This is a genomic window from Kitasatospora misakiensis (genome assembly GCF_042656005.1).
GTDB classification, from domain to species: domain Bacteria; phylum Actinomycetota; class Actinomycetes; order Streptomycetales; family Streptomycetaceae; genus Kitasatospora; species Kitasatospora misakiensis.
Map to the genome: position 1 here is coordinate 112819 of NZ_JBHSOF010000015.1, position 11586 is coordinate 124404.

The following is an 11586-nucleotide window of genomic DNA, read 5'->3' on the forward strand; positions in this document are numbered from 1 at the left end:
GGTACCGTTCATCCGGACCGAGACCGGTACGTCGCCGCACGGGGCCCGACTCCCGCTGCACACCGGTTCCCCACCCCGCCGCACGGAGCCGGAGGACCACCCCGATGCCCGACTACGGCCGACTCGCCGCCGTGGGCCCGTACTTCGCGCTGGCCGCCGCCGAGGGGCCCGACCAGGGGCCACCGCCGGGCTTCCGACCCCTGCGGGAGCTCTACGCCCCGGGCCCCGACGGCCTGTTGGCGGACCGGGTGCGCGAGGTGGGCCGGCGGCTGGGTACGACCGAGGCGCGGGTCGCGGCGTCGGTCCTGCACCTGGGCCTGGCCGCCAGGTTCTGCTCGGTGGGCCTCGCCGCCGCCGTCCTGCTCGGCGAGGTGCCCGACCTGTCCCCCGACGAGGCGTGGGTCAGCGTCCCCGAGCAGGGCCCGATCGACCTCTGGACGCCGTACCGACACACGCCGCACCGGCCCACGCCGACGGACCAACCCACGCCGACGGACCGGGGCCCGCTCGCCAGCCGGTTCCGCCGGGCCGTCGTCGAGGGGCAGCTGACGGAGCTCGCGGCCGCCGTCCGCTCCGTCGTCCCGCTCTCCGACGGGCTGCTCCGGGGCAACGCCGCCTCCGCCCTGGCCGGCGCCCTGCGCATGCTGGACGCCCACCTCGCGCAAGCGGCCCCCACCGCCCCACCGGTGGACCCCGGCCTCGCCCGGGCGCTCGTCGCCGACGCGCTGGACCACCCGCCGCTGGCCGGCACCGGGGCGCTGACCGCGTCCGGGCCGCAGGCCACCACCGCGTTCCGACGCACCAGTTGCTGCCTCTACTACCGGGTCGGCCCGCGGGCGGGCGTCTGCGGCGACTGCTGCTTCACCCGGCCACCACGGCGCCGCTGACCGGACGAACCACCCCGGCCACCCGCAGAACGGCGTCGGCCCGCGCCGCCGGATGGTGATCATGCCAGGTCGCGGGGCCTCGACGGGGCCGGAAGGCAAAGCTGCCAGAACCCGAACCGGCGCCCCCGGGCCACCCTCACGCCACCCTCACCCCAGGTCGAAGACCCCGTACGAGAAGCCGTCCGCCCGCAGTTCGCCCCCGGCGCCGACCCGCACGCCCTGGACGTCCAGCGGCCGGAGCCCGCCCGGCCGGCCCACCCGGCCGGCGCCGTCCGGCAGAGCGGCCGGCGGGACCACCGCCGGCTCCCGCCTCGGGTTGACCACCACCAGGTACCGCCCGGCCCGGGTGTACACCAGCGGGTACCCGGCGTGCCGGACCTCCACCGAGCCCCGCGCCCCCAGGCCCGGGTGCGCGCGGCGCAGCGCGATCAGCCGTCGCACGGTGTGCAGCAGCGAGGTCGGGTCGGCCCGCTGGGTGGCGACGTCCGGCCGGTGCGGGTCCGGATCGACCGGGAGGTAGAGCCGCTCCGCCGGGGCCGTCGAGAAGCCCGCGTTCGGGCCGGGCGCCCACTGCATCGGGGTGCGCGAGCCGGCCCGGTTGTACGTCGGGCCGAGCACGCTGCCCTCGACGTCCGGCAGGTCCGGTACGTAGCGCATGCCGATCTCGTCGCCGTAGTACACCGCCGGCAGGGTCGGCCAGGTGAGCAACAGGGCGAAGGCCGGGGCGAGTTGATCGGCGGTGCGCGGGCCGGTGGCGAGCCGGGAGAAGTCGTGGTTGGCGGTGGGGAGGGCGATGTGCCCGGCGCCCTCGGTCAGTTGGGCCGCCGAGCGCCAGGCGTCCAGGAACACCTCGGGTGTGCCGCGCCCCTCCGCCTCGAAGTAGCACGGGCCCTGCTTCCAGAACTCCTCCACCGTCCCGGCGTTGTTGTTCCAGAGCGAGCGCAGCGGCAGGCCGTGGTCCGCACCGCCGAACTGGAGGAAGAAGTCTGCGTGGAAGCCGGCCGCGACGGCGGCGGCCGGGTCGCCCCACTCGGCGAACAGGGCGGCCTGCGGGTGGCTGCGGTCCAGCCAGTCGCGCAGTTCGGTCCAGAGCTTGCCCGTCTCGACGAAGCCGGGGTCGTCCTTGACCAGGGAGGACGCCATGTCGACCCGGAAGCCCGCCAGGCCGAGGCCGAGCCAGTGGGCCATGATTCCGCGCAGCGCGGCGCGGTTGGCGCGCGGCCCCTCGGCGTCCACCGGCTGGCGCCACGGCTGGTCCGGATCCTCGCGCGCGAAGCCGAAGTTGAGCGCCGGCTGGCACTCGAAGAAGTTCGGCCGGTACCACCCGATCCGGCCGCCCGGGGAGGCGACGAAGCCGTCCACCGGGCGCTCGGACCAGATGTAGCGGTGGTCGGACGGGTCCTCGGCCGAGGCCCGGAACCAGGGGTGCTGGTCGGAGGTGTGCCCGGCGACCAGGTCCAGCAGGACCCGGATGCCCTTGCGGCGGGCCGCCTCGACCAGGGCGGCGAGGTCCTCGGTCGTGCCGTAGCGCGGGGCGGGCGCGAGGTAGTCGGTGACGTCGTATCCGGCGTCGCGGAACGGCGAGGTGAAGCACGGGTTCAGCCAGACCGTGTCCACGCCCAGCCAGGCGAGGTGGTCGAGGTGCTCGGTGATGCCCGCGAAGTCGCCGATGCCGTCGCCGTCGGAGTCGGCGAAGCTCTGGGGGTAGATCTGGTAGAGCACGGCGTCGGTCAGCCAGTCGGGGCTGGGGCGGGTCGAGGTCATGGGTGGGATCCTCCTGCCGGGTGCCGGGGGCTACCGATTCTCGTCGAATCCCCGCCGTCCCAACAGTCCTACCCGGCCACTCTCGGACCGGCACGGGGCTCCCGGGAGGAGCCCCCGGCCGGGCCGCGCGCCCCGTCGAGCCCCTTCCGCTCCCCCACGCCCCCACCCCTCGCCGCCGGGCCGTCCAGGTCTACCGGCCGCGCAGGCCTCCGTGAACGCCCCGGGGGTGACGCGGGGGAACGGCTGTCATATCGCCTCGGCCCCTCGCCCGGTCCGGCGCAGCGCCCGACCGGGGCGTGCGCCCGTGGTGCGGCCCCGCTCCACGACGGCCGCGCCGTTCACATACACGTGCTCGACGCCGACGGCGGGCCGTCTCGGCTCCTCGAACGTGGCGGCGTCCTGGACGCGTTCGGGATCGAACAGCACCAGATCGGCGTGGAACCCGGGGGCGATCCGCCCGCGCCGGTGCAGCCGCAGCCGGGCGGCGGGCCGTCCGGTCATCCGGGCGACCGCCTCCTCCAGCGTCAGCACGCCCGTCTCCCGGACGTACCGGGCGAGGTAGCGCGGGAAGGTGCCCCAGGCCCGCGGGTGCGGACGGGCGCCGACCAGCAGCCCGTCACTGCCGACGGTGTGCACGCGATGGCGCATGATCGCCCGGACGTTCTCCTCGTGGCCGACGTGCTGGAGGACGGTGGTGGCCAACTCGTCGCGGCGCAGCAGGTCGAGGAAGACCTCCGTCCCGCTGCGGCCCTGTTCGGCGGCGAGTTCGGCGACGGTCCGGCCGACCGCGCCGGCGAGGCCGGGGGCGCGGACGCCGGAGAGCTGGATGGTGGTCCAGTCGGTGACCACGCCGTGGCAGCCGTCGCTGCCCTTCTCCTCCACCTCGTACCGGATCCGCTCGCACGCGGCCGGGTCGCCGAGCCGGGCCAGGGTGGCCTGCGGGCCGCCCTCGGTGGCCCAACCGGGCAGCAGGGCGGCCAGGTTGGTGGAGCCGGGCAGGTAGGGGTAGCTGTCCAGGGTGAGGTCGACGCCGTCGTCGAGGGCCCGGTCGAGCAGGTCCAGCAGCTCCCCGGCGCGGCCCTCGTTGACATCGAAGTTCATCGTGGCGTGGGTGAGGTGGAGCGGGCAGCCGGACCGTCGGGCGATCTCGACCATCTCCGCGTACCCCTCCAACGCGCCCGCCCCGTACGACCGTTGGTGCGGCGCGTGGAAGCCGCCGTAGCCGGCGACGACCCGGCAGAGTTCGACCAGCTCGGCGGTTTCGGCGTACATCCCGGGCGTGTACGTCAGGCCGCTGGACATCCCGACCGCGCCCTCGGCGAGCCCCTGCGCCAACAACGCACGCATCCGGTCGAGTTCGGCCGCGCTCGGGGCCCGGTTCGCCCAGCCCATCGCGAGCATGCGCAACGCGCCGTGCGGCACCAGGTAGCAGGCGTTGACGGCGGGGGCGGCCCGGTCCAGCCGGTCCAGATAGCCGCCGACGGTCCGCCAGTCCCAGTCGAGGTCGTCCGGGTCGCCGTTCCAGCCGGCGAGCTGGCGGCGCAGCGCGGGCCGGGTGGTGTCGTCGACCGGCGCGTAGGAGAGCCCGTCCTGGCCGAGGACCTCGCAGGTCACGCCCTGGGTGACCTTGGCCGGGTGCTCGGGTTCGCGCAGCAGGGCGAGGTCGGAGTGGGCGTGCATGTCGATGAACCCGGGGGCCAGGACCAGCCCGTCCGCGTCCACCGAACGACCCGACGCCGCCGCCCCGACCACCGACCCACCCGGCGCCCCGACCTCGACGATCACCCCGCCCGCGATCCGGACGTCCGCCCGGTAGCGCCCCGCCCCCGTGCCGTCCACCACCGTGGCGCCGCGGAAGAGCACGCTCCGGCCGCCCCCGGCGCTCATCAGAAGAACGTCCTGACCAGCCCGGTCACCTTGGGCTCGGCCGCCGAGGCGTCGTCCAGCACCGGGATCAGCGTCCACTTGTCGAAGGCCGTGCACGGGTGCGAGATCCCGAGGCGGACGACGGCGCCGACGGGCGCGAGGTCGCCCGCGTCCCGCAGGAAGGCGTGCTGGTCGTTGAGCGCGGTGATCCGCGCCGCCGTGCCCGTCAACTCCGCCCCGCCGCGCACCGATTGCGGCTCCGGAAGGCCCTCGTCGAACGGCAGGTCGCGCTTGCCCGCGTCCAGCAGCGCCAGCTGCGGCTCCGGCCGGGACACCACCCGCGCCCAGCCGTGCAGCGCCGCCCGCAACACCCCACCGCCGGCCGCAGCCCCTCCCCCACCCCGGGCGAGCGGCGAGATCCCCCGGTAGAAGCCGTCGTCGTGCGCGAGGTACGCGCCCGAGCGCAGCACCACGAAGGCGTCCGGCAGGGCGCCCAACTCCTCGGCCACCAGGTCGAAGTAGGCGCTGCCGCCCGCCGTGACCACCGGCGCGGCGCCCTCCGCGTACCGGCCGGCCAGCCGCCCGTGCAGCTCGGCCAGCGACCGCAGGTACCCGCGCACGGTGCCGAGCCCGCCCTCGGTGGCGTCGTGCGCCAGGGCGCCCTCGTAACCGCCGATGCCGGCCAGCCTCAGGGTCGGCGCGCGCCGGACGGCGTCCGCGATCTCCACGGCCGCGTCGACGGTGCGCGCACCGGTCCGGCCGCCGGGACCGCCGAGTTCGACGAGCACCTCGACCGGACGCTCGGCGCTCGCCGCGCGCAGCGCCTCGTCCATCAGCCGGACGCTCTCCACGGAGTCGACCCAGCAGAGGAAGGCGAAGTCCGGATCGTCGGCGAGCTCGCCCGCCAGCCAGCGCAGGCCGGCCGGGTCGAGCAGGGAGTTGGCGAGCAGTACGCGCCGGACGCCGAAGGCGCGCGCGACCCGCAGCTGCGGCAGGTTGGCGAGGGTGATGCCGTGGCTGCCGGCGGCCAGCTGTGCCTGCCAGAGTGCGGGCGCCATGGTGGTCTTGCCGTGCGGGACGAGCGCCAGGCCGGCGTCGGCGCACCAGCGGGCCATGGTGCGCAGGTTGTGGTCGAGCGCGCCCGCGTCGAGGGTGAGCAGCGGGGTGCCGAGGTCGGCCAGGGTGGGGCCGGTGGCCAGGTACTGGCGGACGGTCAGTCCGGCGGCGGCCGGCGGCAGCGCCTTGAACCGCCAGTCGAGCACCTCGTCGGCGAGCGCCGCCACCGCACCGGCGTCGATCGCGTCGCCGCTTCCGCCAACGGCCCCGCTGCCGGGCCCGCCAGTGCTGGCGAAGGTCTGGTCCACCGTCTTCCTCCATCTGCCAGGTTGCAACATATGCAACGACAGTTGCACATGCTGGCGACACGGTTCTAGCATTCGCGCCGGACGAAGGTCAACGACAGCCGCCCGCCGGACGCGAGCCGGTCAGGCTCGCCGCAACGCCCCCGCCCCGGCCCTTGGAGCACCATGAGCCAGACCGTCTCCCGCGCCCTGCGCATCCTCGCCGAACTCGGCGAGGGCGAGCGCTCCCTGGACCAGTTGGCCGCGGTGCTCGGCGTGCACAAGACGACCGTGCTCCGCCTGCTCCAGAGCCTCGAAGAGGGACGTTTCGTCTACCGCGACGCCGGCTACCGCTACCACCTGGGTGCCGGCCTGTTCGCACTCTCGGGCCTCGCCCTGGAGCAGCGCGGCGTCCGCCGGATCGCCGCGCCGCACCTCGCCGAGCTGAACGCCGACACCGGCCAGACCGTGCACCTGGCCGCGTACGAGGGCGGCGAGGTCGTCTACATCGACAAGTACGACTCCCGGCACGCGGTGCGGATGTACTCGCGGATCGGCCTGCGCGCCGCCCTGCACAGCGCCGCGGTCTCTAAAGTGCTGCTCGCCGGCCTGCCCGCGCCCGAGCGGCGCCGGGTGGTGGCCGGCATCGACTTCACCCCGTACACCGCGCGCACCCTCACCACGCCCGAGGCGCTGCTGGCCGAGCTCGACAGGGTCGCCGCCCAGGGCTGGGCGCAGGACCACGCCGAGCACGAGGCGTTCATCAACTGCGTGGCCGCGCCGATCCGGGACGCCGGCGGCCGGGTGGTCGCGGCCGTCTCGATCTCCGTCCCGGACATCGCGCTCCCCTACGAGCAGGTGCTGGAGCTGCTGCCCCAACTGCTCGCCACCACCCGGGCGATCTCCGCCGACTGCGGCCGGCCCGCGCAGCAGCCATAACTCCCCGGCCGCACCCATGACTCCCGTCCGCACCTCCCCTCATCGACGAAGCGAGCACGCATGAGCGACAAGACCGAGATCCGCACCGACGGCGCCCCCGCCCCGGCCTGGATGTTCTCCCAGGGCGTCCGCAAGGGCCCGATCCTCCAGGTGTCCGGCCAGGGCCCGCAGGACCCGGCCACCGGCGAGTACCTCCACCACGGCGACGTGAAGGCGCAGACCCGCCGCACGCTGGAGAACGTCAAGGCGATCGTCGAGGCCGGCGGCGCGACCGTCGAGGACGTGGTGATGTTCCGGGTGTACCTCACCAAGCGGGCCGACTTCCCGCTGATGAACGAGGTCTACGCCGAGTTCATCGAGGAGAACATCAAGCCGGGCGGCGTGAAGCCGTGCCGGACCACGATCTTCGTCGAGCTGCCGCAGGAGCCGATGCTGGTGGAGATCGACGCCCAGGCGGTCATCGGCTGACCGGCCCCGGACGGACGAGCACCACCCCTACGGCGAAGGGCCCGGACAGCACGTCCGGGCCCTTCGCCGTACGTCCCGGCGCCTTGCTCTCCCCCTCACAACTGATTAGGTTAGGCTCACCTAACCAACAGGCCAGCCCGTCGGAGGTCCCGTACCCATGCGCCCCCACCCGCACAACCACGGCCACGGCCACGGCCATGACGGCGACCGCGCTCACCAGCACGACCACGACCACGACCACGACGCCGAGATCCCCGAGCCCACCGCCGCCGAACGGATCGGCAGCCTGCTCACCGCCGCCTCCTCGGTGGTGCTCCGCGCCGGCGGCGAGCAGCACGAACTCACCACCCCCGTCTCGGTGCACGGCTCCCGGCTCCGGCTGCGCGCCCCGCTCGACTCCCCGGTGACCTCCGCCGCCGCCCGCGAACAGGACGGCCTCGCCGTCGTGCTCGACCTCACCGACATCGCCCCGGTGGCCGTCCGCGACCGGGTCCGTGGCCGCCTCACCCTGGCCGGCCGGCTCCACCTCGCCCACCTGGCCGACGACGGTCTCAGCGTCCACCTCCGCCTGGACGTGGCGCACGCCGCCCTCTCCACCCCGTACGGCACCACCGCGATCACCGGCGCCGACCTCGCCGCGGCCACCCCCGACCCGCTCGCCCGCTACGAGGCCGGCCTGCTCACCCACCTCGCCGACGACCATCCCGACGCGCTCGCCGTGCTCACCCGGCTGCTCGACCCGGCACTGCTCGCCGACCACCCCGACATCCGCCCGCTCGCCCTCGACCGGTACGGTCTGGTGCTCCGCCTGGACCACCCGCACGGCCACCGCGACGTCCGCCTGGTCTTCCCCGAACCGGCCCGCGACGCGGACGAGTTCGGCCACCGGGTGCACCAACTGCTGACCGCCGCCGAACAGGCGCTGCCCGCCCACCGCTCCTGAACCGGCAGAGCCACCAAGACTCCTGACGCCGAGTCAGAATCCGCACCACCGAACCACACCCCCCGGGTACGACGACGGCCGACCCGGCTCACGAAGGAGGTCTCGTGAGCCGGGCCGGCCGGCAGGACGGGCGTGTCCCGCGCCCGTCGATCCACTGAAGGTGCGGCGATCACCCGGTCGTTCGGTCACCCGACATGACCATTCCGGGAGGTCGTTTCGCCCCGCACCCAGCGGTGGCATGTGATCCGGCCCAGTGCCGGATCGCGTCGATCAGACCGAGGGTCAGATCGCGACGCCGTGCGCCCGCAGGTAGGCGAGCGGGTCGATGTCCGAGCCGTACTCCGGGCCGGTGCGGATCTCGAAGTGCAGGTGCGGGCCGGTCACGTTGCCGGTCGCACCGGAGAGGCCGATCTGCTGGCCGACGGTGACGGTCTGGCCGATCGACACGCCGATCGAGGACAGGTGCGCGTACTGGGCGTACTTGCCGTCGGCGAGCTTGATCTCGACCTCGTTGCCGTAGGCGCCGCCGTTGCCGGCCTTCACCACGGTGCCGGCGCCGACGGCGCGCAGCGGGGTGCCGGTGGAGACGACGAAGTCGACACCGGTGTGGTAGCCGGAGGCCCACATCGAGCCGGCCACACCGTAGGCGGTGCCGATCTTCGGGTTGGCCACCGGGGTGACGAAGCCGGAGGCGGCGACGGCCGGGGCCGGGGCGGCGGGCTGCGCGGCCTGGAGGGCGACGGCCTGGACCGCCGGCTTGGCGGCCGGGGCGGCCGGGGCGGCCGGCTTCGCCGAGTCCTGCGAGACCTGCGCCTTGGCGGCGGGGGCCGCGGGCGCGGCGGGCTTGGCGGCCGGGGCCGGGGCGGCCGGCTTCGCGACCTCGGCGGCCTTGGCGCCCAGCGCGAGCTTCTGGCCCGGGAAGATGAGGTTCGGGTTGGCGCCGACGACCGAGCGGTTGTGGTCGTACAGGGCCTTCCAGCCACCGTCGACGTTCTTGGCATCGGCGATCTTCGACAGGGTGTCCCCGCCAACGACCTTGTAGGTGTCCTCGACCGGAGCGGCCGGAGCAGCCGGAGCGGCGGGGGCGGCAGCCGGAGCAGCGGGGGCGGCCGGAGCAGCGGCCGGGGCGGCGTCGACGCTGACGGCACCGGTCCAGGTGCTGCTCTGCTGCGTCTGGCCGGCGGCCGGGGCCTCGTGCGCCTGGGCGGTGATGGTGGTCACCAGCGGGAGGGCGAAGGCGGCACCGGTGACGGCGGTGGCGATGCCGATCCGGGCGGCGCGGGGCAGGGCGATACGACGAGCCTGTGCGGGCATGGAAGATGTCCTCTCCGACGCCTACGAGGTGAGCTGTCGGGTTCGGGCTGGAGTTGCCCGGCCGCAATAAGACGCGGCTTCACCCCAAGCCGGACCGTGGGAATTCGGGTCCGGCGACTTACCTGTGGGTCCCCCGCTCCTGCCGTACAGAGTTCGTTGCGTACCACCGGGCAGCGGCAGGACTAGGCGTTCCACCCGGTGGCCACCCGGGCTGACGCCGGGCGGTCGCTGAACTAAAACCCATCCGTTCGGGTGAAGCAATGTCGATCTCCGGCACCCGGGACCAAAGTCCGGAATGTCGTGACGCTCCGCTCGAGAGGCATGCACAGTACGTGCACAATCCATTCACCGCGCGCAAGTGATCCGGTACTCTCCGCCGATATCGTCATCGGTGCGCACACGATCACTCACCCAACGGACATCCCCGACACACCCCCGGTGACCCTTGTCACTTCAGCCCCGGGAGACCGACCATGAGCCGTGACTACCTCCGAGGCCGGCACCCTGCGATTGAGCACCGCGCAGGGACGCTGGGTACTTCTGGCGACGGTGCTCGGCTCCAGCATGGCGATGCTCGACGGGACCGTCGTGAACGTCGCGCTGCCCCGGATCGGCACCGATCTCGGCGCCCAACTCGACGCCCTGCAATGGACGCTCAACGCCTATCTGCTCACCCTGGCGGGCCTGATCCTGCTCGGCGGCGCGCTCGGCGACCGGTACGGCCGGCGCCGGGTCTTCCTGCTCGGCGTGGTCTGGTTCGCCGCCGCGTCGGCGGCCTGCGCCGCCGCCCCCACCATTGAGGTGCTGATCGCGGCGCGCGCCGTGCAGGGCATCGGCGGGGCCCTGCTCACCCCGGGCTCGCTGGCGATGCTCCAGGCGGTGTTCCATCCGGACGACCGCTCGGCGGCGGTCGGCCTCTGGTCCGGACTCGGCGGGGTGTCGGCGGCCGTCGGCCCGTTCCTCGGCGGCTGGCTGGTGGACGGACCGGGCTGGCGCTGGATCTTCCTGCTGAACCTGCCGCTGGCCGCGATGGTGGTCGCGGTGGCCGCCCGGCACGTCCCGGAGAGCCGGGACGAGTCCGCGACCGGCCGCTTCGACGTGCTCGGCGCGGTGCTGGCCGCCCTCGCGCTCGGCACCATCACCTACGCGCTGACCGCCGCCGGGAACGGCCTGTCCGCCACGGTCTGGGTGACCGGCGCGGCCGGCGTGCTGCTCGGCGCCGCCTTCATCGTGGTCGAGCGCCGCACCCCGGAGCCGATGCTGCCGCTCGGCCTGTTCTCCTCACGGCTGTTCACCGCCGTGAACCTGGTCACCCTCGCCGTCTACGCGGCGTTCAGCGGCGTCTTCTTCCTCCTGGTCGTCCAGCTGCAGATCGTCTCCGGCTTCTCCCCGCTGATCTCCGGGCTGGCCCTGGTGCCGATCACCGTGATCATGCTGGCGCTATCCGCCCGGGCCGGACGGCTGGGCAAGCGGATCGGCCCGCGGCTGCCGCTCACCGTCGGCCCGCTGCTCTGCGCGGTCGGCGTGCTGCTGATGCTGCGGATCGGGCCCGACGCCTCGTACTGGACGGACGTGCTGCCCGCCGTCGCGGTGATGGGCAGCGGGATGGTGCTGCTGGTCGCCCCGCTGACCGCCACCGTGCTGGCGGCGGTGGAGGTGCGGCACGCGGGCATCGCCAGCGGGGTCAACAACGCCGCGGCCCGCGCAGCCGGCCTGCTCGCCGTCGCCGCGCTGCCCGCCCTGGCCGGTCTCAGCGGCGACGCCTACCAGGTGCCGTCCGCGGTCGACTCCGCCTTCCACACCGCGATGCTGATCTGCGCCGGGCTGCTCGTGGCGGGCGGGCTGACGGCCCTGGCCGCCGTCCACGGGAACGTCCTGGCGCCGGAGGACCACCACCCGGTGGCCGAACCGGACTGCCGCTACGCCTGCGGCACCAACGCCCCGCCCCTCGACCCGGGCCACCCGGCCGCCGAACAGCGCTGACCCCCACCGCGACCCCGCCGAGAGGCCCGAACACACCGCGGGCCCCGCCGCCGAATCGGCGACGGGGCCCGGAAGCCGGGGT

The 11586-nt window shown here is 74.4% G+C and carries 9 protein-coding genes and 1 riboswitch; of the genes, 5 read left to right on the plus strand and 4 right to left on the minus strand.

Annotation, left to right across the window (positions count from 1 at the left end):
* Positions 1-104: 104 nt before the first annotated feature.
* On the plus strand, positions 105-887 hold the full coding sequence (locus ACFP3U_RS14545; protein WP_380225902.1) for a (2Fe-2S)-binding protein: 783 nt from the start codon (positions 105-107) through the stop codon (positions 885-887).
* A 147-nt stretch (positions 888-1034) separates the two neighbouring features.
* Here the strand turns inward: ACFP3U_RS14545 and ACFP3U_RS14550 are convergent, their stop codons facing one another.
* The 3 genes from ACFP3U_RS14550 to ACFP3U_RS14560 all read right to left on the minus strand — a co-directional run bounded on the left by ACFP3U_RS14550 (position 1035) and on the right by ACFP3U_RS14560 (position 5881).
* Positions 1035-2651, minus strand: coding sequence for an alpha-amylase family glycosyl hydrolase (locus ACFP3U_RS14550; RefSeq protein ID WP_380225903.1), 1617 nt, complete (start codon positions 2649-2651; stop codon positions 1035-1037).
* 246 nt (positions 2652-2897) lie between these two features.
* Positions 2898-4538: an N-acyl-D-amino-acid deacylase family protein gene (locus ACFP3U_RS14555; protein ID WP_380225904.1), complete on the minus strand. Its 1641-nt coding sequence runs from the start codon at positions 4536-4538 to the stop codon at positions 2898-2900.
* Positions 4538-5881, minus strand: a complete 1344-nt coding sequence (locus ACFP3U_RS14560; protein WP_380225905.1) for a type III PLP-dependent enzyme domain-containing protein — start codon at positions 5879-5881, stop codon at positions 4538-4540. Before ACFP3U_RS14560 ends, ACFP3U_RS14555 begins: the two co-directional genes overlap by 1 nt.
* 162 nt (positions 5882-6043) lie before the next feature.
* Here ACFP3U_RS14560 and ACFP3U_RS14565 point away from each other — a divergent pair, with 162 nt between their 5' ends.
* The 3 genes from ACFP3U_RS14565 (at position 6044) to ACFP3U_RS14575 (ending at position 8207) form a co-directional block, all read left to right on the plus strand.
* Positions 6044-6796, plus strand: a complete 753-nt coding sequence (locus ACFP3U_RS14565; protein WP_380225906.1) for an IclR family transcriptional regulator — start codon at positions 6044-6046, stop codon at positions 6794-6796.
* 60 nt (positions 6797-6856) lie between these two features.
* Positions 6857-7264 (plus strand): RidA family protein, encoded by a 408-nt coding sequence (locus ACFP3U_RS14570; protein WP_030303622.1) that lies wholly within the window; start codon positions 6857-6859, stop codon positions 7262-7264.
* Positions 7265-7421: 157 nt separating this feature from the next.
* The gene (locus tag ACFP3U_RS14575) at positions 7422-8207 is read left to right on the plus strand and encodes a DUF2470 domain-containing protein (protein WP_380225907.1); all 786 of its coding nucleotides are present in this window, start codon (positions 7422-7424) and stop codon (positions 8205-8207) included.
* Between the two features lie 282 nt (positions 8208-8489).
* Here ACFP3U_RS14575 and ACFP3U_RS14580 read toward each other — a convergent pair whose 3' ends face one another.
* The gene (locus tag ACFP3U_RS14580; RefSeq protein ID WP_380225908.1) at positions 8490-9521 is read right to left on the minus strand and encodes a M23 family metallopeptidase; all 1032 of its coding nucleotides are present in this window, start codon (positions 9519-9521) and stop codon (positions 8490-8492) included.
* Between the two features lie 3 nt (positions 9522-9524).
* Positions 9525-9692, minus strand: a riboswitch (cyclic di-AMP (ydaO/yuaA leader).
* Between the two features lie 309 nt (positions 9693-10001).
* Between ACFP3U_RS14580 and ACFP3U_RS14585 the strand changes: the two genes are divergently transcribed.
* Positions 10002-11504 (plus strand): MFS transporter, encoded by a 1503-nt coding sequence (locus tag ACFP3U_RS14585; protein WP_380225909.1) that lies wholly within the window; start codon positions 10002-10004, stop codon positions 11502-11504.
* Positions 11505-11586 lie beyond the last annotated feature (82 nt).